This window comes from Leptolyngbya sp. AN10 (assembly GCF_050565645.1).
Lineage (GTDB): Bacteria > Cyanobacteriota > Cyanobacteriia > Leptolyngbyales > Leptolyngbyaceae > Leptolyngbya.
Genome location: NZ_JBNXVP010000001.1, coordinates 488558 through 509026 on the forward strand (window position 1 = coordinate 488558; position 20469 = coordinate 509026).

Consider the following 20469-nt stretch of genomic DNA (forward strand, 5'->3'; position numbering starts at 1 on the left):
ATGAACCTAATCGAAAATCGCTATTACCTGATTCGCATTTATCCCGCCCAACTGCTCGTTCAGTACAAACGACCGCATTACTGGACAGTCGGCGAGGAGATCACCGCCAGGTTTCGCGTGTTCCAAGATGCCACCCGCAAGTTTAACGGCTGCCCGATTCCAGAATCTCGAATTAATGACTGGATTGTAGAACTAGCGGATGTCGCTAAATTTCGTCTCTTCATTCCCGAAACCCAGTTGATCGATCAAACCTTGATCAGTCTGGGTGCAAAACCGGAGAACAGTGACACCCCCGGAGTCTATCACCTCCAAAACAGACTCTGGCAATGGGATCAACAAGCCCCCATTCCCAAAAATCGAGGCAGGATCTGTACGTTTATCAAAATAGAGGCTACAGGCAACGACCACTCTGAGTAAGCGTACAATGTAAACACCGTCTCCCGTTCTACGTTCTAGTCCCATTCCACCCCAAGCCCAGAGATGCTGTCACTGTTAAACTATCTCAGGCAACTTGCAGTTGAATTTGCACTCGTTGTCCCAGTTGTCTTAATCGGAGGCATTCTGTCCGTGAATACCCACTCATCACTCCCATTAGATGGAGCCGTAATTTTGGGTATTGGGTTAATCGCCTATATCCATTCCAAACAGGCATAGCCGAATACCTTACAAAGTCAAAAGGTAAGACTGAAATCCGTCCATTCTTCATACAGCAATACAGCAGCCCACCATGACTCTCCAAGAATTTCTCAACCTTTCCCCCGCAGAACAAACCGCCTGGAGCAACAACCCGGAGCATCAAGCGCAGCTCCAGATCATTCAGGCACAAATTGAGCAGCTAGAAAACGCCGGAATCGAAATTGCCGTTTTAGAAAACAATCAAATTGCACTACTGAGCCAATCCCCCAATTCCGTTGCGAAAATTAGTCCTGAGGTTCGCGATCGCTTAAATACAGTCCAGCCCCTCACCCTGAAATCGAAGTAAGCCTGTGCCCCAGCTAAATAACGAACAAAGTTCTTGGAGTGAGGAAAAGTCAATGAAAATTGAATTTGATGCAGCAACTCGCAAACGAAAACAGAAGTTTATCGAACATCTAGAATCTGAAGATTCACCAAGAGAAAATGATGGAGTTAGCGGCTATCCCAGACTCACTTGTTGTTTTAGTAGACCAGTAGTGAAGACTTTGTTTGCTATTCAACTTTACTGCTGATCCCTGTCTCGTTTTGAGAAAATTGTTTGAGTTATCTACATAGGACACAACAAAGATGAACCCCTTAGATCAGGCTGAATTTGAAAAGCTTTACCCCAATTTTTATGCTGATTTTGGTGTTCGGGGAACTGTAAAACTACCCTCTTCCATTCAGCAAAAAGACATCGTGGCTGCACTGTTAAGTGGTCAGGAATCGTTAGCAGATCAGGCAATCGAGATAAGCCAGGCACATATTACCAACGAGCAGTATTACTGCCAGCTTAGCCATCGCTCTAATATCGTGGACAAATTCGCCTGCACTAAAGCTCAATACGATGAGCAAATTGTACCCGTTGAGGCAATTGCCGCAGCTAAAATTTTGTCTCGTGGGACTGATCAACAGTAAAAGCTGAACAGTCAGTTCGCGCAACTGATGCGAAACCAATCTGAAATAAAAGCTTGCCGCAGCTGCAGGCGAAACCCATCAAGATCTCTCACCTTCCTAAAGCAGCGAGAAACAAAAAGTTGCAGTCCAAAGAGCCTGATTGAAGCGGGTGATGTAGATTTAAGTCCGCACCCAAAATCCAGATTGGGTCAAGTTCGGATTCAGGTTCAATCTAGCAAAGCCGTTGCGGTCTATACCCTACCGGAAGAGATATTTTCAGATTCAGTTGATTCATCGACGACGACCTTCCCCATGAAACTCCACCGCTTTCATCTATTGATTGTGAAATGAATTAGTCCCATTAGTTCTCTCAGGTTTTATGACCTTTAACACTCAAACTCAAAAGTTTATCGATTTTCTACTAACGAACTCACCCGATCAGCCCGTTGATTTGAAACAGTTCCTCCCAGAACAAGTTAAAGCTTTTGCTCAACAAGCCACGGAGCCGATCGTTCACGCAGGGCAAGAGGGCTTTGTGTACCAGGTGGACATGACCATCAAGGACGGAGAGCATGAATATGCTGAATCGGCAGTTTTCTTTTGTCCAACAACGGTTGATGATACAGACTACGCTTGCGCCATCGCCTGTACCCATCTAGACTGTGCGCCGGAGTGGAGCGGAAAACCGGTTGCCGATTCAACCACAACATTTGAATTCGGCGGTGGCGAGTATCGGTTAGTAGAATATGAGTCTCATTATCAGCAAGACTCAACTCAGTGCAAACCCGGCAAGTGGATCAGCTTCGACCCAGATCGACTCTCGCACTATTATTCCCATACAAGAACGGATTAGACAGCCGCCACAAAGTTAGTCACCGTGTCGAGGAACCCATTCGAAAAACTCTAGCAATTTAGGAAGAAATTGAAATGAACGTTGGACTTCAGCACAATAAAGCTGACCGCATTTTCATCGCCGTTCTTGAAACTGGGCTTTGGCTGCTTTCCCGCATCTGGAGACGTAAATCTATGAGTGCCACGGACTTCATGAATACCGTTGTGCGAGATCTCGTCAAAACACACGGCTTGCAGGTTCTAATGGCGCTAAAATACAGCGGCTTTGATCTGGAAATCTGTGAACCCAATAGCGGACGGTTTTCCTACTGGTTTCGCGGCGATTGTCTTGGATTAGCAGAAAACTACTTCTATACGTGCGATTTAGACGATGAACACTGGGCATTTTCAACCCGATGGGATGCAGCTCGTACTCCTATTTGGAGCCGTGGAGCATCCCTAACATTGGCAAAGCTCGCTGATGCCAAACGTGAAGACATTGGACATTTTGTTAGCTTCTAGGAAGGGGTCTTGATCAAACTGGTGGAAACCCCTTTAGACTTCTAAATTACGGTACAAAATGCAGCAATGGCAACCAAACGAGCGCACACCGTTCTCCATTCAAACAATGCCTTTGGCACATCAGTAAACCCACAATTTTTCCAAAAAGCAATGAACTCCGCATCCAGTCCCAGAATACGTCAACCCCTGCTGGCGATCGGTCGCTTCGGACTCCATTTACTGGACACCCCATCAGGGCGCTTTACCTTTGTCGGAACAATTCCTGTCGCACTGCCCCAGTTTCTTGGCACCGAAGTCGGGTAGCGCCCTGAAGGAAAGGATGAAGATTAGAATGATAAAGGATGTTCAGAACACCCTCGATTATGGAAAAACTTCATCCTTGTCCAAGTTGTAGATCGGAAGCAGTAAGCTGCAATGGTCATACTCGACATGGTAAGCAGAACTATAAATGTCGAGACTGTGGACGGCAGTTTGTGCTTGACCCGCAATGGCAGGCATTAAGTGAAGAGCAACAAGGATTGATTGACCGAATGCTGCTAGAACGAATCTCCTTAGCTGGGATTGCACGAGTGCTACAACGCTCAGAAGATTGCATTCAACGCTACGTGAACAGCAAAACCAATCAAGTCAAGCAACAGGTGGAGGTGAGTGCCAAGCCAAAAAAGCGTCTGAGCGTTCAGATGGATGAGTTGTGGTCATTTGTCGATAACAAAGGGAATGAGCAATGGGTCTGGCTTGCCTTAGATGCAACGACTCGTGAGATCGTCGGTTTGTACGTTGGAGATCGCAGTAGTGCATCCGCAAGGGCACTATGGCAGTCGTTGCCTGCTGTCTATCGCCAATGTGCCGTAATCTACACCGACCATTGGAGTGCTTATCCCGCAGCCCTGCCGAGTTCACGTCATCGTCCCGTAGACAAAACGAGTGGACTCACGAGTTACATTGAGCGCTTCAACTGCACCTTACGACAGCGAGTGTCTCGCTTAGTCCGAAAGAATTTAGCGTTCTCGAAGAAACTGGACAATCATATCGCTGCAATTTGGAACTTTGTCCACCACTACAATGCAACCTTGAGTCTTAAGCTAAGTACTAGCTGCGCTATTTCCTCTAGCCTTTCCTAAATAGCACTACCCGAAGTCGAAGGTTATACCGCACTCAAACAGTGGTTTCAATCGCTGCCCGTCGAGCAGAAACGCGAATATGCCTCACTGCTGAGAGCCGACCTGTTTGTGGACTTTGCCAATTCTGGAGCGTTTCTTGATTCCGCGCAAAATAAAGTCAATCGCTAACTGCATTCATCGCACTCACCCGTAGTGTCCGCACCCCATCCTACAAATCCACCTCTATGTGCGACCAGACTCTCAACTCAAGCAAGCAACCCACCGGCTTGACCAATGAAGAACTACTAACATTGATTCCTAATCAAGTTCTGTGCAATCTTCGCTTTCAAATCGCCCAGATCCGAAGCTGGAATGACCACAGCGATCGACTCCGGCAAACCGACCGCTGCTTTGAGGGGAAACCCGCTACACATGAGAAAGCACAGGCGGGCAGCAGCGCAGTTTCAATGTTGAATTCGCCCAAATCGAAAAGCTTAAGACAATCGCAGCCCAAAAAGGCATCGATGCCGACCGCGTGCTGAATTTGCTGGAATTCGTTGATCCCACACAGCTCACCGAGGCGGAACGATTTTATTAGCAACTTTCATTCGGCTAGACGCTGAGGTCAAGCAATCTAAGCTCAGACGTAACAGAACACCAAATTGCATCCATTTCGTTTTACAACTACAGTTGGATCTAACGCCTGCCGCAAACTTATTCTTAGGGACAAACGTTTAGTGATCATCTGCCTTGTCAGGTAATTGATCGAGTCGACGAATGTATTCAGCAAGACGCGCCTGCATTGTAGAGATCATGTATTGCATTAATGTGTCATCAATATGATCCTCTTCGCTGTTAATCCGGTCAGCTTCGCTTCCTTGGTAAAATTCGACCTTATCGTACTCATAAATAAGATACGGATAAGTGTGTAAACCGGGAGACTGGCTCGATACTAAAACTGGAACACACCATCTGACTCGATCATCGGACTGGCTCGACGTTTCCCAAACCGACGAACACCAATGCAACACCCGATGTATGACCGCCTCATCCGTAAAATAGCAATGCACTTGATGATCATCAAGTTCGCCCCCTGTTTCACTTAAGGGAATCTGAACATCACGCAGTCCCATCCAGTAACGCAAAGGTCCCGCTTCCTCGATCGCAATGACGTGATTTTGCAGCAAACTGCACTTTGATAAAGTCGTCAAATCCTGGGTAGACAAAAATTCAACCACTCGAACCTCCGCTGCTGCAAACCCAAACTGTTGAACAGTACAGACATTCGTCCATGCGTCGGACTCTGGTAAATTACCAATCACAACCGCACGATATCGGTAAGAGTCTTTAATCCTCATCGGTTTCGGAACACCTTTTAAAACCTGAAGCGTGAGCCTCATATCATTGGGTGGAGGTTGGAAAGAGTTAACTGAATAATATCGAACGGGTGTGAGTTCCAGAAGTTGCTCGCAGACTTCAATCTGAAACTGCTTCCAGTCGGCATCAAGGAAACTCGAAAACGACAGAGTTTCGACCCAGTACGCTTGAGCCTTAAACTGTCGAACTAGCGCCAAAATCGTTTCATTTGCTGCCTTGAGCGTCGAAAACGAGAGTGGAACCTGACACTGCTGAAAAATTTCGTCCAGGCACTGATCAAACGGATAATCACTCGATCTAACTTCTGCAATTCCAGGATTTGAAATCAGTTGCGGTACCAGAGCTAACGACGTGGGCATCGTCCGGCTAAATAAACCAACGTGGACTTGAGCATGAATCGCTTCTGCCGAAACAACCTCTAAGATACAGGAATACATCGACGGAACAAGTGTTTGCAAATGCGTTGCGAATTGCTCTAGAGATTGAAGGGACACAAACCGTCCAACCACAACGGAAAAAGCCTGAAAATTCCACTGTTGCTCAACATGATTCAATTCGGCAACCTGGGCGACCGCAGCCGCTTGCTCACGTGGCATCAGTAACACTCCACGCAGAGATCGTGCGGTTTTCAATTGTCTCACTAACGGAGTTGGAACTGACTGGTAATCTCGATATCCCAATTGATAAATCGGATTTTGAGCGGACATCGGACTTCCAGTCGCAGCATCTGCATACCCACAACGATAGTGTTTGTGGTCATCGATTGAGAGTAAATCGGGGAGCACGATCGTTAAGTTTCCACCTTGAGCCATGTCAAACACTAATCTGCGCGGAACCCCTGGTTTTTGTAGAACGACATCATACTGCTGTACGGTCGCCACGCTGAGATAGCGATTTGATTGGGTCAAAAACCGCAAAAATTGAGTATAAGGATGCAAAAAAGCCGCAAATAATCCAGATGCTTGATCTCGCTGGCAAATCTGATGTTCTAATTGTTTTTGTGCTCCGGGATCAGAAAAGCGAGGAAGAATATCGATCGCGAGATCCAAGTCACCCAGCGTTTGAGCATCCGTGCAGTAGCTGCCAAAGACAACCACACGTCGCACAATGTGAGCCGTGCAAGTTTGCGGATCTGAATTTTGATTGTTTTGCCAACAGCGCCAAAGAAATTTTTGCAACAGTTCCTCTGCAGTTTTACGCTTTATTCGCTTTGCAGCCGTCGCCCGCTCTAATCGAGTTCCTTGATCGGTCATAATCCAGTCCTGGTCTTTAGATTTTTCTAAAAAGTCCAGCGCGACTAAATCTGCAATCAAAGTCTCTGCAGCTTTCGGAGAAATTGCTAGATTATCCGCAACTGACTCAATTGAAAACCCTTGATAGCGGTGCGCACGGAATAATTGCCGAATTTGTAAACTCGGATATTGAGCAATTGTGGACTTCGGATCAATATTCATAAGGCAGGAAAAAAATAACCTAAATTCTACTGTGTTCAATCCAACCCGCTCAAATCCCAGAGCTAAACCAAAAAATCTGTATTAGTAAAATGGAATCAATTACGGACAAAAGAGAACGTTAGATTTCTACCCCTGAATTTGACCTCAACCCATATTTGAAGCTCTCCCACCGACGCTTCGCTAGCGGTGGGAGATTCTCAGTTCTAGCCTCCCTCAGCCAAAGCCGAAGGGTATTCACTGAGTTGCAGAGTTACTCCTTCGAGTGACACTGAGGCGAAGCTCTGGGGGGCTTCAAACACCCCATCCGAAGAAACATATAGCCCCAACGGACACGCAAATCCATCCCACTGACTGAGATTCAGTCCCGCGTTCCAGTCCGCGTTGCATTCATAGCCATCGAAGCCGATGAACTGATGTTTGTTACGCTGACCCAGAATGCCGTTTCTGTGATCAGATTTGCTCGTATACGGGGCAGGTCGAATGTGGGTCTGTCTTCCCCGTATCGCAACCTTGTACTGGATGAATTGTCCCAATTGGAAATACGCCCAGAAGTCGCGATTCTCACCTGCATGAGATTTGTTTTTCTTGCGTTGCTTACTGGAGTGTCGAATTTCTTCGAGGTCTTCTAAAACCACATCTGCATCGTAGCGATTTGCAAAGTCGGCAATCCGCTTACTGATGGCGTGGTTTACTTCTTTCATCCACTGAGACTCAGACCGTTTCAGTCGTTTTAAGGCTCTACGTTTCCCGGCTTTTTGCAGAGATTGGTAGAGCTTCTGAAACTGTCGTCTTCGGTGCTTGACGTATCGACCTGAGAAGAAGAGGCACTTACCGTTCGGTAGTACCACAACGGCAAGATTGTTTTGTCCGCGATCAATTCCGGCACGGGTTGAAGACGGCTTGTCAGGAACATCCTGCGTCACCGACATCAGGGCATACCAGCACCCGCGAACCGATGCGATTTTTAGCGTTCCCCCTTCTATCGTTGCATCTTGAGCAATGAGCTTATCCAAGACGGATTGATAGTGAGAATAAGCCACTAAAAGCGGAACTCGCTTCACCCCCTTGAGGGTTGGAAAGCTGACTGAGTAAGTTTCACCACGCTTTTCGAGTTTCCAGTTCTGGGTGTTGATTTCAGGGGGAAGCTTCTTGAACTGCTTCACCTTGGTTCGAGAAATGGTGGCTCGAATCACTTGATTTGTTACAGCACTCATGAGCGGCGAAACTACTTTAGCCGTTGTGGTTTTGCGCCGTTCTTGCTTGCTCAGTTTCAACAGTTCGTTTGCTAGATCGGTGCATTCCTGCGTCATCTGGGCAAACAAATCCGCCTTGACCTGATTCAGGTCGAGAAACTTGAGCTTGAGTGTAGTAGTGATCTTACTCATGTGGGTAAGAATAGTACACTTGCTCGTGAGAGGCAAGAGAGAGTGTTAACTTTGCCCCAATTGACCGGACAAAATGAACGCGGCTTTCATCCCCCACTTGCTCCACTCCGAAATTTGCTGCGCTGTTTCTGCGTTCCGCGAAGTGGGGGGCGTTCCCGCCGACCTTGGTAAAAAAAATAAATTCCACAAACGGGATAGACGGATTCATACTACGATCGTAGTATACTAATGACAGATTTAGTCAAGGAACTACATCCTTCAATGATACGCACCGTCGCCACGAATCTAGTCAGCGCCATGTCAGCTTGCTCCTTCCAAGGAACAGGCAGGACTGTGGCGCTGATTGCGTTTGAGGGAGACTATCGGTTTGGCGGAACCCCCAGCACCATTCAACAGTGGCTCAACCGTCGTGGCAATATAATACGCGGGAGGTGTCGGTCAGCCTGACACCCACAAGTTCAGAAAGTTTTCTCCCCTCCTTTCTCAACCCCCGCTCTTCAACTGAGTCGGGGGTTTAATTGTTTTGGAGTTATCTTTATGTCCAGCCCATACCTTCACCCACCCAGTTTGCAGCAGCAAATCGTGGTGTTCTCGAAAAACTACTTACCCATCGCCCGCATCAACATTAAACGGGCTGTCATTCTACTGGTCACTCAGCAGGCAGAATCCCTTGATCTGGGGTCTCCCCAGCAGTGGGAAGTGCGATCGCCCAATCTAGTGTTAAAAGTTAGCGAACACATTCGACTTTTGGCGGGGAACCCCGAACGTCGCTGGAAAACTCCACCGGTCACTCGCCGAGAACTGTTTCGTCGCGACAATCACACCTGCCAGTACTGCGGCACCACCAAGCACCTGACGATCGATCATGTTATCCCTCGATCGAAGGGTGGCACTCATACCTGGGACAACGTGGTTGCCGCTTGCGCCAGATGCAACAGCGCCAAAGGCGATCGCCTGCTTCACGAAACCGGAATGAGCTTGAGAACCAAACCCAAACCTCCAATTCATCCAGCAATCGCCTTTGCCGAACAGTTCTGGAAAGATCAGCCGCCCGACCCTATCTAATCTGAACATGAGGAGACAACCCATGCTCAAACTCGACTACAGCGAAGACGGATTGCTGGTTGAATGCCTGACCACACCAGTGGAACGGTTCATTCAACAGCGAGTCACACTCTCGGTTCGCAGCGGTAAGCCGATCGTGGTTCAACCGGGAACCGGATGTCTGCTTCTGCCAGCCCAACACCCGCTACTCCTGGAGCTAAAGAGTGTATTTCAATCGGTTTACCCGGGTTGGATCACACCTGCCGACGCAGAATTTAGCGAACTCACACTTCCAGGCTGGTGGATCGCGCAGTCCCAAAACTCAGACTCTGGCATCTTGGCGATCGAGTTGGCGGGGTTGTTTTCAGATCAACGCTGCCGCGTTGAAGCGATTGTGTACGAACTCTGGAAGGCAGGACAACCGGCAATTTCAACGGTTGCCTGAATAGTCAAACTGGCAGGGATTTCTAAATCCTGACCAGTGTCACTGACCCGACGCTCTCCCTTCGGGAGAGAGCGCGGGCTTGGAGAAAACCAACCCCCAAGCGTAAGCAGTGACTAGATCGTGAGGCAATGTGCGGTACACACTTCCAAGTATTTTCCTAGCTTGGATTCCCTGTAAATCTGTTGGTTCAGAATTTCTGCACAGCGATGATCGAAGGAACATCCGTCGTTTTTGGATTATCTCCAAACCCCAACATGAACCCCCACGCTCGTATTCCCGTTCTTGCACCCGATGGTCAACGACTCATGCCAATGGAATATCGTCGCGCTCAAGCCAAAGTCGAAGGAGGCGAAGCAAAATTCATAAGCAACTATTCGAGCAGATATAGACCGCACCAGTGGTCGCAAAGGCGCAAAGTCTGGAAAGGGCTTCAGCGTGGTTATGATTGGACAAAAATGGATGCTTACTCAACTGTCGCAGCTTGCCCCAACTCGCACAATAGAAGGTTGGGAAGCCAATGGCAACGGCACAAGTCAGATTAGAACCGCGCTAAGGCTGATCAAAGACAAAACTAACAAACAGGCTCAAACTGCGGACAGCCACGCGGTCGATGGCATTGGCAATCGCCGCTAGCACGTTCATTCACTATGAATCATTCCACACCACCCAAACACAGGGACATAGTTGGGTGGGACAAATTCGACTGACACCCTCACCGTTCCGTGTCATTGCCCGTCCCAATCTGTTTCGGCGTCAGTTGCACTTCGAGAACTTTACTAAGGGCGGAATCAGAAAGCGCAAAGGTGGAACGGTCACGCCATTCGGCTTTCGAACCGGTGACTTTGTACAAGGCAAAAAAGCAGGGGTGATGGTGCGAGGTTGGGTCGGTGGCTACTCGAATACCGAAAAGACCAAAAATGTCAGCCTCTATGACCACAACTGGCATCGTATCAGACAGTTCTCACCCAGCAAGGTCTCTCTCATCAAACGGAGTACACGTCTATGTGTGGACTAGCCTATTGCCATCGCAGTAGGGCAAGAATGGGCACAGCATTCCTTCTGAATCTAAGCTTCAGTACAGTACGGGACTCCTGCCGAATTCCAAAAAAAGATCCAAAAATGCTTGACAAGGTTTGTAGTATGGTTGTAGTATGTGTAGTATAAGCAGGAATCGAAAGAAACCTGAACAGACAGAACCTTGAAAACTTCATAGTATTGTTCGTGGGAATTTAGCTCAATCGGGAGAGCATTCGATTGTCGATCGAAAGGTAGGGGGATCGAAACCCCCAATTCCCGTGCCGAGGTGTGCGCCCAATCGCACCCGTTAGCACCTGAGAAGCATGAGCTTGGGTAAATCCCTGTCGTCAAGCCGGTAGCTATGCTACACGGAAACATGCTCGTGCTAACGGTTTTATCAGTGGAACTCGGCAATTCAGTTTCCAATTTGCGATGACCATCGCTTTTTGAGCAGAATTGGGGTTGAGATGGGCGATCGACTGCGCTGAAACCAACAAACGGACAGAGCAGGACTGGAGTTCGAGTCTCCACAACTCCACTGGGCAAACCTCATCTTTTCAGGTGAGGTTTACTAGATTCAAATCGAAAAGGAGTCTCATCATGAAAGCTCAAGGCTGGCTCAAGCTTGCTGTTATCTATCACGAAGAACCCTGCCGTAACCGCGACCGGGCAAAAGCCAGGGTGCGATGGTAGAAAACGAAGTGGGGACTGAAAGATGATTACGAAAGAAAGTAGCGATCGCAAAATACCGGAATGTAGCTCCTAATGGTTTAGAGCGCACCGTTTGGGACGGTGAGGTTGTCAGTTCGACCCTGACCATTCCGATCGCAGGGATGGAGCAACGGCGGCTCAGAAGGTTCATACCCTTCAAATCAGCAAGTTCAATTCTTGCCCCTGCCACCAAATTTGGGAGTATAGCTCAGTGGGTAGAGCGCACTCTTGATAAGGGTGAAGTCGCAGGTTCAAACCCTGCTACTCCTATGGTTTCATCATTGGGTCGTTGGCATAGCGGCTTGTGCATCGGACTTTTAATCCGACCTAGATAGGTTCGACTCCTATACGACTCATGCGGTAAGACAATCACCGTAAACATAGCAGGGATAGAGCAATAGCGGCTCAGAAGGTTCATACCCTTCATATCGGCGAGTGCAAATCTCGCCCCTGCCACCACCATGAGGGTAAAGCTCAATTGGATGAGTAGTGGTCTTCGAAACCACCGGATCTGGGTTCGACTCCCAGTACCCTCGCCTTTGCTGCCTTCCGGCAGTCATTAATGAGAATTGTAAGGATGGAAGGACTGCCCAAATCTAACTATCTTTTACTTTCAAAATCTAAACAGATGTAGTGTAACTGGCAACACAACGGTCTCCAAAGCCGTTTTTCCGGGTTCAAATCCTGGCATCTGTGTTCCGCGTCCCAACACTGAAAGTCTACATACTCGCCTAAAGGTAAGGCAACTGTCGTTGTAAACAGTCTATACAGGTTCGATTCCTGTGTAAAACCCAAACTTTCAGGACTTACGCGGATACTATGGTGCAGAACGCGAAATGGTCGAGCGGCATGGCTTTCAACCATGTGATTAGGGAGTTCAAGTCTCCTCTGCACTTCCAAAAATGAGTCGGTATGCAAACGGCTGAAGCAGACTGGCTGTAAACCAGTTGTCTCTGACCATCGGGGGTTCGAATCCCTCTCGACTCATGTTTTTTCCATTAACTTGCTATCATGAATCAACCAATTTCCTTTGCAAATGTTTCGGAGCAGACATAGTGTTCCATACTAATAAAGTCACTTCATTTGAGGTATTATCATGAACCAAGACCATGAAGCACACCAAATAATTGGTGACATAGATAATGCGATTATCCACACCAGCTCACCAGTAGTCAGACAAGCTTTAGAAAAAGCAGGTTTGTCTTCAGAAGAAGCTATTTCTCTTCTAGAGTCTTCTAAGAACCAGATTAATCATCTGATCGATTCAGGGAGTTCTCAAGCTAATTATTTCTCACCTAGGCAACCGATCGATCAACAGTTTGATGCCATCCTAGACACTGTAAGTAAATTTCATACAGATCCAGATCGATCAAAACACCTTACTGCTTATAGTCAGGTAATCAGTGAGATATTCTCTAATTTTTTGCAGTCCCCTGAACAGCTCATTTTGTGGCTTGAAGACGCAAAGCAAACCGCTCAAATAGACGGACATAACAGGATGGCTGACGGGATAGACATAGTAATATCATCTTTAACGACGTCGGGAAAAACGCAAACTTAGAATGCGTCTTTGGTTGAAGGAAGGCATCTGTGAAACGATTGCTTAGTGCCACGCTCGTTCGAATCGAATCTGACCCTTATTTTGCTGGTGTAGCTCAGTTGGCAGAGCGCCTACCTTGTAAGTAGAATGTCGCGGGATCATAACCTGTCGCCAGCTCTTTGCGCTGCCTTTGGCACACAAAACGTGCTCGTGGCGTAGCGGTAACGCATTTGGCTTCCACCCAAAAGTCACCAGTTCGATCCTAGTCGCGCAGCTTCGCTGATCCCGTAAGGATCGCTTTGACAGTTTCGGCTGTCAATTTAGCCCTGTAACTCAATCGGTAGAGTGCCTCTCTTACAAAGAGGAAGTAGCGGGATCGTAACCTGCCGGGGCTATCACGTGGGAGTGTCGCCTAATGAATAAGGCAACCGCCTTCTAAGCGGTTTTATGGGGGTTTGAATCCCTCCACTCCTGCCAAATTTGGGGTCGTAGCTCAGTTGGTAGAGCGCTGGTTTTGCAAACCAGAGGTCATCAGTTCAAGACTGATCGATTCCACTGTGGCTGAACTCAAAGTGAGCGAGAGAATGGGTTGTGACCCCATTGAACCGGGTTTAAGCCCCGGCAGCCACCCCAGCTCGGAAGATTCTCACAGCTTCCACCTTCTTTAAACTTAGACTATGGGCAATGCGTTGCCCAGAAACCGATCCCTGCTGCTTGAGTTGCTGCTTGCAGGCGAGGATAGCGGGAAAGCGTAACCCGCAGTAATGCCCCATAGCTCAGTTGGCAGAGCGCCTAGCTGTTAACTAGGATGTCGCAGGATCGTAACCTGCTGGGGCAGTTCCAGATAGTGCAAGACGCGAAGCACACTCCGAGCGCACGGAGAAGTGAGGTGTAGGTGGTTCTCTCCCTCTCTGGAAGCCTTGTTGCCAGGTACGCAAATTGACAAAGCGGCGTAGCTCTGAACTACGTGTTCTGCAGGTTTAAGTCCTGCCCTGGCATCCACTCTTTGGGGAGTACGCAAATTTGGCAAGCGGCTACGCTTTGAACGTAGTGATTGAGAGTTCGATCCTTTCCTCCCCAGCCAATTTGCTCCTGTAGCCCAATGGAAGAGGCGATCGCCTTAGAAGCGATGCGTTGGAGGTTCAAATCCTCTCAGGAGTATGGGCAGCACACGTTACATAAGTTCGGGTCTAGTGCGCTTGCTGAAAACACCCGTAGCCGGACGCGGCCAGCAAGCATGCCCTTCACAACGATGATGCGGACGATCGAAGACTCCAGACAATAATTGAAAACTGCATCTGTGCAACCCTGAGAATCAAGCATACAAATTTGATACAATCCCAGTAAGCCATCGATCTCCAGTAAATGGACTTGTAGCGCCTAGAACCTACCCTCTGTTTGAAAATCGTCAAATATATCCTCCTTGGAGAGCCAAAAATGGAATGGATGTTCGAAATCAAAACAGCAAAAGATCTAGTTCCCTTTACTGCAAGAGAGTTGTTCGATAACTATTTCAATCTGAAACAGTATCATACTTATGATGGGCAGCTCACCGACAATCCAATCGTAAAAATTAAATCTTGTTGCCCAGGCTGCCGAGACAATTCGTTTACTCGGTCCTCTAGCTATCAAACGGGGTCTCCACGCCATCGGGAGCTAAGAACAGAACATTGGAAAACACACCACTTGGAACAACCCGTCAAACAGGGAGTATTAGAATGGATACTAGGATTAGGTAACGGGAGTGGACGCAAAATAACTAAATATTTAACTCCCTGCGACCAAAAGGTAGAGCAATCAGGAAAATTCTACACTTGGAAAAGCTTTGAGCAATTCGTTCAGGACAATTTTGATCTCATCACAGAGTACGACCAGGATGAAAAAAAGAGATGGGAAAAGTGGGATAACCACGTAAAAAATAAAATAAAAGATTGGGAGAATCGGCTACAAACGGAGATTCCCAACTTTCCCAGTGTTACTAAAATCGAGGATTCAATAAAAAGTTGGTTTGAACAAAACCCTGGGAAAATTGTCATCAATCCATTCAATCCATTAGCAACGAAACTATTCAGCGAATCTTTAACACCATTTTTGGAAAAATTGCAGACGGCAATAGCAATATGCGACGAAACAAATACCAGTCGTTTGTATGCAATCCAAGTTGCAATACAAGATTATTGGACTATTATTGAAGACTTGATTAGTCCCCGCCAACTCATTAAAGAGAAAAGAGAAAAAGACCAGTTTCAATTTTGGCAATGGGGTGATTTCAAGAGCTATTTTGAAACGAAAAACCTCAACTTTCAACCAAATGGCACATCTTTATGCGAAGGCTGTGAACTCGATCGATGCAAAGATCAGGGCTGCATTCAAGACGATCTAACACTAAACACTGCAGCAAACTATGAGTTAGAAATCCTAGACAAACATCTGGAAACAGGTGAACGGTGCTTATTATTAACTGGTATCATCTATGAACACATTATTCAATTAATTGAATATTGGAAAAAAACAGAAGAAATTGAGGACTGGGATTTCATTGCAATTACCAGTCCAGGCGATTGCAATAGCAGCGACTTAATGGTAACCATCATTGAGGCACTGATTCAAAATTATGAATACGATGTTCAAAAATTTCTCCCAGCCCCAAAGCAAGGAGGCTGGTGGAATCAAGAAACCAGGCATTTTATTCCTAAAACACTCACCGAACAGCGAAACTTAGTTCGCAACCTATTCAAAAAACTTGGGAAACAGAAACTCGGATTTATTGTAAGACAGGCTGGATTCTTAAAGCGACCCGCATGGCAAGAATTAATTGCACTACACGAAGCTTGCAATGTTCCTATTTTAATGATTATCGCTGGCAGCCCTCAACAAAATTGGTCAGCTAATGATATTGAATTGTTTCGCGCTAATGCCACAATTCATTCCATCAGACCTCAAGGTTGGGAAGCAATTAAGCTGTATTCAAAGCTCAATTAAAAGTTTTAACTATCTTCCATGTTGTTCAATATAGAATGAACCAGATCGACAGCATATAAAGGCAAAAACTGCTCTCCTCCTGGCACAGATCGACTTTGATAACTACTGAGTCAATCCGGCTCCCCAACCTCTCTCTTAATCGAAGAAACCGTATAAGTCCGAAAGATCCCGTCAGATCTCTTTTTTCGATTAAAGATTCGGCTATACGCTGAGTTTTGCCTAAGTGGTTTCACGATCCGGAATTAACACAACGTATTTTGTCTTTGAACTGCCAATCTAAAGACTCGGCTCTGTACAACCCTTGGGATTTTTAAGGAGAAAACCTGAATGACAACAACAGTAGGCGGATGGCGCGAGCTTGACGACAACGAAGCAAAAGCGCTGCTAGAAATTCCAAATTTGAACCGAGATCTAGAACATGACTATCGTGAAGCGACACCAGACGAGTTCATGGTCATTGTCGACACCGAGTTTGCAGTCCACTACTATATTCGGGGCGGTACTGTCGATCCCATTCGTCATGCAGCGGTAGCACGGCAATTTAGCTATATCAACCAGGGACTCGCCCCAACTTCTCAGTTGACAAACCAAAGCATATTGCGCGATGGCAAGTGGTTCTCGCATTCGTCAAATGTAAAAGTGCCGAAGAAGCGCTAAACATCTATCTGCACTGCCCGATCGTCATTTCAAAGGCATGGCTGCAAATGATGAAATTTCATGGATAAGAATCAAGCTATCTCTACTGCAAAAAGGTGAAAAATGGAAAGTAAAATTCAGTCGGCATCGTTTGGTCTTCGAGGTACTATCACAGCTTACCTCGGCGCATACGACGAACCTAGAGTCAGTTGGGCATCGATTGGTTCTGTTTCACTAGACGGTGCTGAAAAGTATGCTCACGACATTCTCAAAGCGGTGGAATGGGCACGACAACAAACCACTCAACAGATCAAAGATCAAGCACAAGTATCGGACTCTTCGAACTCGGATGAAACGACTAGCTGACGGAGTCATGCCATTCATTCACGCGATCGATCAACTATCAAGCAAGAATACAGTAAGGCTTGAATAGAGCCAACGCCGACTTACAAGGAAGATCACCACTATGAGTGAAATAAACCCAGACCTAATCAACGATCTCAACAAGCTCTTATCTGCCTCTGATACTCTGGGAACTCAGATTACCAACAGCAAAGAGATAGTCGAAATATTGGCAAGACTTGAAGGAATCACCGAACAAGAAGTGATTCATCGAGCAATTGCAACAGAAGCGTTTATAAAACGCAGATTACATTTGGGCGGTCGATTTTTTGTAAAGATGCCAAATCAAGAGATTGAGGAAATCGCCTTCAAATCACGCGACAATGACTAAAACAAATTCACAGGTTTACGATGAAACACTACCATTTCTCCAATCGCTCGGATACTTTCTTGATGGCTCAGTTTGGATCCATCCTGAATATCCACTTGGCTTCGTCGTGACGTACAATTCAATCTCGATCGGCTTGATGGTTTACGATTCAAATCAAGCCGAAAGCGGATATGTTCTCTACACCGGCAACTCTCTAATTGCTCAACGATTTATTCAGAACATTCATTTTATTAATGAAGCCTTTAACAATCGCCAGACCATTTGTTCATAAAAATGAATGCACATCGCGGAAATTAATCAAATGTCAAAACTATTAACTGTTGTTGTTAGAATCATTTTCGAGAAGCGTGACTGGGAAGAAACATTTCAAATGAGCGAGCCGGAAATTGCTCGACTGAGAAGTTTGTTGAGCGAGCGCTACGAGAAACTGTCTGACGACTCTTATTACAACGAGCGCTACGATTGCACAATTGAATTCACTGTCTCAAACCCGGAGGATAGCGACGCGGAGGAGGTAATTGACACGATCAGTTCTGAATTGAAAAGTAATAATTGGCGGTACAGCTACGATCAGGAGGAAGAAAATGAACCAACCCGACCTTAATGACTTCAAAACTTTTCTTCAATCTAAAGAGTCTCAACAGATCGCAACGGATTACTTAATCCTTCAAGCCAAAGCAAAGGTTACTTTATTACAACTCGCACCCAGTTGAAAATTAAAATTTGGAGCTGCATTCGTGGCAAGAGCATCAACTCCCCTAGACCCCTTGGAGCCGCTCATGGGGTTAGAGGCAGACAATTCAATTCCCGTCAATAATCAGCCCTGGTTTTCCGTCGGGCAATTTGTGCAGGGTGTCATTTGGGAACATTCAAGCTTCTATCTGAAAAAACTGCTCAAGAAAAGCGGAAAAGTTATTACAAGACAAATTCTAGATTTTCTCAAACGTGGAAAGCAGCTTGAATATAGTATTGCTGGAATTGAGGCAAATTATGCACTTCCTACGATCTCAGTCTCCAATCAGTGCTATCTACAAAATGGGCAGTGCCACAGTGGATTATTTTGGCAGTATAAGGTACTGATAAAAGGGGTTTTAGATGGAAAAAATGTCTGTGTTATCCCTAACGTTTGGATTGGGGAACAAGATTTCATCCCACTGTTTGAGCTGAAGTTTCAGGCTAGGGAGTTCTACAGAGACAGCCGTAACCACGTCTATAAATGTGTTTTTCAACGAAGTGAACCTGCGTTTGTTTACGTTGGGCATGTCAAAGACGATGGTAGTCTGCGCTGGGATAATCACATCTCACCTCGCCGCTTAACCCCTTGGCAGAGAAGGAATTTTCAGCCTTACACACTGCCCGACAAAATCCTGTATTCATGAAGCAAACCATTTCCATGCTGTGTCCGAGATCTTTGATATTTCACTCGGTTCTATCACTACAAATAATTTCACTTAAGCAGCCGTGCGGCAGAAGTAAATCATTCTGCCTACGATCGCTAAACTGTCGGATGGGTTGCTTAGATTGATAACGATATCAGAGTCACTGGAGCTTGAGTTATCTTTAACGGCGACAACTTGATTATCTAGGATATGCTGAATTCGTCGAATCACAACAGCGTTATTTACCCGGATTGCATAGATTCCCTCTTCTAGAGCCTCTAATTTATTCTGATTCTTATCGAAGACACAGAGATCCTCCGGATAAAGAGTGGGCACCATATTGCGATTGTCAATCACATACACGTAGTAATCACCCAACCCTTGGATCATCTGGATATGCAGTTTAGCTGTCTCTAAAGCTTGAAAAACCAAATTCTTACTTTCGGCATCTTTGCCTGCAACCGGGTAATCCTGGCGCATCGGTCCCTTACCGGCAGCCAACCAGTCCATTCTGACTTGGACAGCCTCAGCGAGCGCAACCAGTCGATCACGGGAGGGTTCAGCTGTACCGTCCCGCCATTTTCTAATTGAACTCTCAGAAAGGTTTGCTGCCCTAGCGAGAGAGTTAATACTTCCGTACTCCTCAATGACTTGCTTGAGTCGTGAGATGAACCCTTCATCCCTAGCCGAGGAAGTTTCACGAGATTTTGGAGAACGATCGCTCATAAGACGGAAAGTCTATAATTTGACTCAATTGAAACTGGATCAATGGCTTGCCAATCGCTTGCCTTATGATTCTCCTATCGCAAATATAACCCGATTCAATCAAGAGATACTATGAGTTTCAGTTTTGATGAAGTCAGAAACCGAGCGGATCAAATCGCCAGCAATCCATCCCTTCCACTGCCAGAAGATCCACTAACGCTGGCTGCTGTTGAGCTGTTAGTCGCCAACGCTAAAGCACAAGAACTGAGTCGAGAGCAGGCAATACAGATCACAACCGAAATTATTCAAGCAAGTCCAAAAGCAAATACAGTGATGGACGAAATTTTCAGGCACGTTGAATCAACGGTTCCCAACGAGTACAAAAGCATGATGCTGTCAGCAATTCTAAGCGTACTGCACGATAAAAATATCAAAGGGGATGAGTTGTGGACACGGTTTAAGGAACACAATGAAAATATCGAAGCGATGATCATGCAAATCATGCAGTCCTAAAAGATACACCCAGCATTTGTGCCCAAACGATCCGGCAGTAGCGAGTACGTTCCTATCTCTTATCACTATGCACTCCGCATTCTCTAATCAACAACGAATCAAAGACCGACTTGGACAGTATGCTTATTCCCATTTGAAGAGCTGAGCATCTTAAACAATTTCTCCGAGTTCTTTGTCGATGCACTCACAGCAGGTCGCCCACACACAATCGGGATTTGCGTTGTCAAGAAAGATAACCCTAGCGAGGAGAAAGTCCAACTCAGAATCCAATACGACCGGGAAAATCCTGAAGGATACACTCCACATCCGTGGGTGTACGTTAAGCACAGGTCTAAAGAAATTCGAGAACTCTCAACCCCCTTGGGCGATCGTGCACAGCCCTACTACCTCGGCTGGCTCGAACGAATTCCAAGACAACAGTTTACGGAATGGATGACAGCGAGCAGGTTCCCTGTGCCAGAGGCATCGCTCAACACTTCCTGCCAACAGAAACATCAGATTTTAAGCTATCACTCTTAGATCG

Annotated in this window: 25 protein-coding genes and 19 tRNA genes; 41 read left to right on the forward strand and 3 right to left on the reverse strand. The window is 46.5% G+C overall.

Annotation, left to right across the window (positions count from 1 at the left end):
- The 8 genes from ACQ4M5_RS02550 to ACQ4M5_RS02585 all read left to right on the forward strand — a co-directional run bounded on the left by ACQ4M5_RS02550 (window position 1) and on the right by ACQ4M5_RS02585 (window position 4046).
- Window positions 1–417 (forward strand): hypothetical protein, encoded by a 417-nt coding sequence (locus ACQ4M5_RS02550; RefSeq protein ID WP_430674045.1) that lies wholly within the window; start codon window positions 1–3, stop codon window positions 415–417.
- Window positions 418–480: 63 nt separating this feature from the next.
- Window positions 481–654, forward strand: a complete 174-nt coding sequence (locus tag ACQ4M5_RS02555) for a hypothetical protein (RefSeq protein ID WP_430674047.1) — start codon at window positions 481–483, stop codon at window positions 652–654.
- Between the two features lie 73 nt (window positions 655–727).
- Window positions 728–982: a hypothetical protein gene (locus ACQ4M5_RS02560; RefSeq protein WP_430674048.1), complete on the forward strand. Its 255-nt coding sequence runs from the start codon at window positions 728–730 to the stop codon at window positions 980–982.
- Between the two features lie 281 nt (window positions 983–1263).
- Complete coding sequence (locus ACQ4M5_RS02565) at window positions 1264–1593, forward strand: hypothetical protein (RefSeq protein ID WP_430674049.1); 330 nt, start codon at window positions 1264–1266, stop codon at window positions 1591–1593.
- A gap of 358 nt (window positions 1594–1951) precedes the next feature.
- A complete protein-coding gene (locus ACQ4M5_RS02570; protein ID WP_430674050.1) occupies window positions 1952–2425 on the forward strand; it encodes a hypothetical protein in 474 nt (157 codons plus the stop codon).
- 74 nt (window positions 2426–2499) lie between these two features.
- The gene (locus tag ACQ4M5_RS02575; protein ID WP_430674051.1) at window positions 2500–2925 is read left to right on the forward strand and encodes a hypothetical protein; all 426 of its coding nucleotides are present in this window, start codon (window positions 2500–2502) and stop codon (window positions 2923–2925) included.
- Between the two features lie 66 nt (window positions 2926–2991).
- The gene (locus ACQ4M5_RS02580) at window positions 2992–3228 is read left to right on the forward strand and encodes a hypothetical protein (protein ID WP_430674052.1); all 237 of its coding nucleotides are present in this window, start codon (window positions 2992–2994) and stop codon (window positions 3226–3228) included.
- A gap of 59 nt (window positions 3229–3287) precedes the next feature.
- The gene (locus ACQ4M5_RS02585) at window positions 3288–4046 is read left to right on the forward strand and encodes an IS1 family transposase (protein ID WP_430674053.1); all 759 of its coding nucleotides are present in this window, start codon (window positions 3288–3290) and stop codon (window positions 4044–4046) included.
- A gap of 713 nt (window positions 4047–4759) precedes the next feature.
- On the opposite strand, the gene ACQ4M5_RS02590 is transcribed toward ACQ4M5_RS02585, so the two are convergent.
- Both ACQ4M5_RS02590 and ACQ4M5_RS02595 read right to left on the reverse strand, forming a co-directional pair.
- Window positions 4760–6856 carry a hypothetical protein gene (locus tag ACQ4M5_RS02590; RefSeq protein WP_430674054.1) on the reverse strand — a complete coding sequence of 699 codons (2097 nt, stop codon included), beginning with the start codon at window positions 6854–6856 and terminating at the stop codon, window positions 4760–4762.
- Window positions 6857–7059: 203 nt separating this feature from the next.
- On the reverse strand, window positions 7060–8241 hold the full coding sequence (locus ACQ4M5_RS02595; RefSeq protein WP_430674055.1) for a transposase: 1182 nt from the start codon (window positions 8239–8241) through the stop codon (window positions 7060–7062).
- A gap of 261 nt (window positions 8242–8502) precedes the next feature.
- On the opposite strand from ACQ4M5_RS02595, the gene ACQ4M5_RS02600 reads away from it, so the two are divergent.
- The 32 genes from ACQ4M5_RS02600 (at window position 8503) to ACQ4M5_RS02755 (ending at window position 18728) form a co-directional block, all read left to right on the forward strand.
- Complete coding sequence (locus ACQ4M5_RS02600) at window positions 8503–8688, forward strand: hypothetical protein (protein WP_430674057.1); 186 nt, start codon at window positions 8503–8505, stop codon at window positions 8686–8688.
- A gap of 90 nt (window positions 8689–8778) precedes the next feature.
- Window positions 8779–9306, forward strand: a complete 528-nt coding sequence (locus ACQ4M5_RS02605; RefSeq protein ID WP_430674058.1) for an HNH endonuclease — start codon at window positions 8779–8781, stop codon at window positions 9304–9306.
- A gap of 22 nt (window positions 9307–9328) precedes the next feature.
- Window positions 9329–9730, forward strand: coding sequence for an alr0857 family protein (locus tag ACQ4M5_RS02610; protein ID WP_430674059.1), 402 nt, complete (start codon window positions 9329–9331; stop codon window positions 9728–9730).
- Window positions 9731–10189: 459 nt separating this feature from the next.
- Window positions 10190–10363 carry a hypothetical protein gene (locus ACQ4M5_RS02615; RefSeq protein ID WP_430674060.1) on the forward strand — a complete coding sequence of 58 codons (174 nt, stop codon included), beginning with the start codon at window positions 10190–10192 and terminating at the stop codon, window positions 10361–10363.
- Window positions 10347–10745 carry a hypothetical protein gene (locus ACQ4M5_RS02620; RefSeq protein ID WP_430674061.1) on the forward strand — a complete coding sequence of 133 codons (399 nt, stop codon included), beginning with the start codon at window positions 10347–10349 and terminating at the stop codon, window positions 10743–10745. Before ACQ4M5_RS02615 ends, ACQ4M5_RS02620 begins: the two co-directional genes overlap by 17 nt.
- Before the next feature lie 208 nt (window positions 10746–10953).
- Window positions 10954–11026, forward strand: a tRNA-Asp gene (locus tag ACQ4M5_RS02625).
- Between the two features lie 470 nt (window positions 11027–11496).
- A tRNA-Pro gene (locus ACQ4M5_RS02630) sits at window positions 11497–11572 on the forward strand.
- 1 nt (window position 11573) lies between these two features.
- Window positions 11574–11650 (forward strand) — tRNA-Met (locus ACQ4M5_RS02635).
- A 5-nt stretch (window positions 11651–11655) separates the two neighbouring features.
- A tRNA-Ile gene (locus tag ACQ4M5_RS02640) sits at window positions 11656–11728 on the forward strand.
- Window positions 11729–11741: 13 nt separating this feature from the next.
- Window positions 11742–11814: transfer RNA gene (locus tag ACQ4M5_RS02645), tRNA-Lys, on the forward strand.
- A gap of 27 nt (window positions 11815–11841) precedes the next feature.
- Window positions 11842–11917: transfer RNA gene (locus tag ACQ4M5_RS02650), tRNA-Met, on the forward strand.
- A 4-nt stretch (window positions 11918–11921) separates the two neighbouring features.
- Window positions 11922–11994 (forward strand) — tRNA-Arg (locus tag ACQ4M5_RS02655).
- Window positions 11995–12082: 88 nt separating this feature from the next.
- Window positions 12083–12154 (forward strand) — tRNA-Trp (locus tag ACQ4M5_RS02660).
- A gap of 125 nt (window positions 12155–12279) precedes the next feature.
- A tRNA-Glu gene (locus ACQ4M5_RS02665) sits at window positions 12280–12357 on the forward strand.
- A 5-nt stretch (window positions 12358–12362) separates the two neighbouring features.
- Window positions 12363–12445 (forward strand) — tRNA-Tyr (locus tag ACQ4M5_RS02670).
- 109 nt (window positions 12446–12554) lie between these two features.
- Window positions 12555–13019, forward strand: coding sequence for a hypothetical protein (locus ACQ4M5_RS02675; protein WP_430674062.1), 465 nt, complete (start codon window positions 12555–12557; stop codon window positions 13017–13019).
- 83 nt (window positions 13020–13102) lie between these two features.
- A tRNA-Thr gene (locus ACQ4M5_RS02680) sits at window positions 13103–13175 on the forward strand.
- A gap of 29 nt (window positions 13176–13204) precedes the next feature.
- Window positions 13205–13274: transfer RNA gene (locus tag ACQ4M5_RS02685), tRNA-Gly, on the forward strand.
- 46 nt (window positions 13275–13320) lie between these two features.
- Window positions 13321–13393 (forward strand) — tRNA-Val (locus ACQ4M5_RS02690).
- A 6-nt stretch (window positions 13394–13399) separates the two neighbouring features.
- A tRNA-Arg gene (locus tag ACQ4M5_RS02695) sits at window positions 13400–13475 on the forward strand.
- A gap of 5 nt (window positions 13476–13480) precedes the next feature.
- Window positions 13481–13553, forward strand: a tRNA-Ala gene (locus ACQ4M5_RS02700).
- A gap of 210 nt (window positions 13554–13763) precedes the next feature.
- A tRNA-Asn gene (locus ACQ4M5_RS02705) sits at window positions 13764–13836 on the forward strand.
- 86 nt (window positions 13837–13922) lie between these two features.
- Window positions 13923–14000 (forward strand) — tRNA-Gln (locus ACQ4M5_RS02710).
- 5 nt (window positions 14001–14005) lie between these two features.
- Window positions 14006–14082: transfer RNA gene (locus tag ACQ4M5_RS02715), tRNA-Gln, on the forward strand.
- 4 nt (window positions 14083–14086) lie between these two features.
- Window positions 14087–14159, forward strand: a tRNA-Leu gene (locus ACQ4M5_RS02720).
- A gap of 276 nt (window positions 14160–14435) precedes the next feature.
- On the forward strand, window positions 14436–15980 hold the full coding sequence (locus ACQ4M5_RS02725) for a hypothetical protein (RefSeq protein WP_430674063.1): 1545 nt from the start codon (window positions 14436–14438) through the stop codon (window positions 15978–15980).
- 327 nt (window positions 15981–16307) lie between these two features.
- Window positions 16308–16637: a hypothetical protein gene (locus ACQ4M5_RS02730; protein ID WP_430674064.1), complete on the forward strand. Its 330-nt coding sequence runs from the start codon at window positions 16308–16310 to the stop codon at window positions 16635–16637.
- Between the two features lie 102 nt (window positions 16638–16739).
- Complete coding sequence (locus ACQ4M5_RS02735; RefSeq protein WP_430674065.1) at window positions 16740–16982, forward strand: hypothetical protein; 243 nt, start codon at window positions 16740–16742, stop codon at window positions 16980–16982.
- 100 nt (window positions 16983–17082) lie between these two features.
- Complete coding sequence (locus ACQ4M5_RS02740; protein WP_430674066.1) at window positions 17083–17349, forward strand: hypothetical protein; 267 nt, start codon at window positions 17083–17085, stop codon at window positions 17347–17349.
- Complete coding sequence (locus ACQ4M5_RS02745; RefSeq protein ID WP_430674067.1) at window positions 17342–17620, forward strand: hypothetical protein; 279 nt, start codon at window positions 17342–17344, stop codon at window positions 17618–17620. The genes ACQ4M5_RS02740 and ACQ4M5_RS02745 overlap by 8 nt, the downstream gene beginning before the upstream one ends.
- Window positions 17621–17933: 313 nt before the next feature.
- The gene (locus ACQ4M5_RS02750) at window positions 17934–18062 is read left to right on the forward strand and encodes a hypothetical protein (RefSeq protein ID WP_430674068.1); all 129 of its coding nucleotides are present in this window, start codon (window positions 17934–17936) and stop codon (window positions 18060–18062) included.
- Window positions 18063–18086: 24 nt separating this feature from the next.
- Complete coding sequence (locus tag ACQ4M5_RS02755; protein WP_430674069.1) at window positions 18087–18728, forward strand: hypothetical protein; 642 nt, start codon at window positions 18087–18089, stop codon at window positions 18726–18728.
- 72 nt (window positions 18729–18800) lie between these two features.
- Here the strand turns inward: ACQ4M5_RS02755 and ACQ4M5_RS02760 are convergent, their stop codons facing one another.
- Window positions 18801–19454, reverse strand: a complete 654-nt coding sequence (locus ACQ4M5_RS02760; RefSeq protein ID WP_430674070.1) for a LexA family transcriptional regulator — start codon at window positions 19452–19454, stop codon at window positions 18801–18803.
- 111 nt (window positions 19455–19565) lie between these two features.
- Between ACQ4M5_RS02760 and ACQ4M5_RS02765 the strand changes: the two genes are divergently transcribed.
- Window positions 19566–19946, forward strand: a complete 381-nt coding sequence (locus tag ACQ4M5_RS02765; RefSeq protein WP_430674071.1) for a hypothetical protein — start codon at window positions 19566–19568, stop codon at window positions 19944–19946.
- Window positions 19947–20469: the final 523 nt, after the last annotated feature.

What these genes read in the sequence shown, in the direction of transcription:
- ACQ4M5_RS02550 (WP_430674045.1), top strand. Translation starts at nt 1, where the DNA reads ATGAACCTAATCGAAAATCGCTATTACCTGATTCGCATTTATCCCGCC.
- ACQ4M5_RS02555 (WP_430674047.1), top strand. Translation starts at nt 481, where the DNA reads ATGCTGTCACTGTTAAACTATCTCAGGCAACTTGCAGTTGAATTTGCA.
- ACQ4M5_RS02560 (WP_430674048.1), top strand. Translation starts at nt 728, where the DNA reads ATGACTCTCCAAGAATTTCTCAACCTTTCCCCCGCAGAACAAACCGCC.
- ACQ4M5_RS02565 (WP_430674049.1), top strand. Translation starts at nt 1,264, where the DNA reads ATGAACCCCTTAGATCAGGCTGAATTTGAAAAGCTTTACCCCAATTTT.
- ACQ4M5_RS02570 (WP_430674050.1), top strand. Translation starts at nt 1,952, where the DNA reads ATGACCTTTAACACTCAAACTCAAAAGTTTATCGATTTTCTACTAACG.
- ACQ4M5_RS02575 (WP_430674051.1), top strand. Translation starts at nt 2,500, where the DNA reads ATGAACGTTGGACTTCAGCACAATAAAGCTGACCGCATTTTCATCGCC.
- ACQ4M5_RS02580 (WP_430674052.1), top strand. Translation starts at nt 2,992, where the DNA reads ATGGCAACCAAACGAGCGCACACCGTTCTCCATTCAAACAATGCCTTT.
- ACQ4M5_RS02585 (WP_430674053.1), top strand. Translation starts at nt 3,288, where the DNA reads ATGGAAAAACTTCATCCTTGTCCAAGTTGTAGATCGGAAGCAGTAAGC.
- ACQ4M5_RS02590 (WP_430674054.1), bottom strand. Translation starts at nt 6,856, where the DNA reads ATGAATATTGATCCGAAGTCCACAATTGCTCAATATCCGAGTTTACAA.
- ACQ4M5_RS02595 (WP_430674055.1), bottom strand. Translation starts at nt 8,241, where the DNA reads ATGAGTAAGATCACTACTACACTCAAGCTCAAGTTTCTCGACCTGAAT.
- ACQ4M5_RS02600 (WP_430674057.1), top strand. Translation starts at nt 8,503, where the DNA reads ATGATACGCACCGTCGCCACGAATCTAGTCAGCGCCATGTCAGCTTGC.
- ACQ4M5_RS02605 (WP_430674058.1), top strand. Translation starts at nt 8,779, where the DNA reads ATGTCCAGCCCATACCTTCACCCACCCAGTTTGCAGCAGCAAATCGTG.
- ACQ4M5_RS02610 (WP_430674059.1), top strand. Translation starts at nt 9,329, where the DNA reads ATGCTCAAACTCGACTACAGCGAAGACGGATTGCTGGTTGAATGCCTG.
- ACQ4M5_RS02615 (WP_430674060.1), top strand. Translation starts at nt 10,190, where the DNA reads ATGCTTACTCAACTGTCGCAGCTTGCCCCAACTCGCACAATAGAAGGT.
- ACQ4M5_RS02675 (WP_430674062.1), top strand. Translation starts at nt 12,555, where the DNA reads ATGAACCAAGACCATGAAGCACACCAAATAATTGGTGACATAGATAAT.
- ACQ4M5_RS02725 (WP_430674063.1), top strand. Translation starts at nt 14,436, where the DNA reads ATGGAATGGATGTTCGAAATCAAAACAGCAAAAGATCTAGTTCCCTTT.
- ACQ4M5_RS02730 (WP_430674064.1), top strand. Translation starts at nt 16,308, where the DNA reads ATGACAACAACAGTAGGCGGATGGCGCGAGCTTGACGACAACGAAGCA.
- ACQ4M5_RS02735 (WP_430674065.1), top strand. Translation starts at nt 16,740, where the DNA reads ATGGAAAGTAAAATTCAGTCGGCATCGTTTGGTCTTCGAGGTACTATC.
- ACQ4M5_RS02740 (WP_430674066.1), top strand. Translation starts at nt 17,083, where the DNA reads ATGAGTGAAATAAACCCAGACCTAATCAACGATCTCAACAAGCTCTTA.
- ACQ4M5_RS02745 (WP_430674067.1), top strand. Translation starts at nt 17,342, where the DNA reads ATGACTAAAACAAATTCACAGGTTTACGATGAAACACTACCATTTCTC.
- ACQ4M5_RS02750 (WP_430674068.1), top strand. Translation starts at nt 17,934, where the DNA reads ATGAACCAACCCGACCTTAATGACTTCAAAACTTTTCTTCAATCTAAA.
- ACQ4M5_RS02760 (WP_430674070.1), bottom strand. Translation starts at nt 19,454, where the DNA reads ATGAGCGATCGTTCTCCAAAATCTCGTGAAACTTCCTCGGCTAGGGAT.
- ACQ4M5_RS02765 (WP_430674071.1), top strand. Translation starts at nt 19,566, where the DNA reads ATGAGTTTCAGTTTTGATGAAGTCAGAAACCGAGCGGATCAAATCGCC.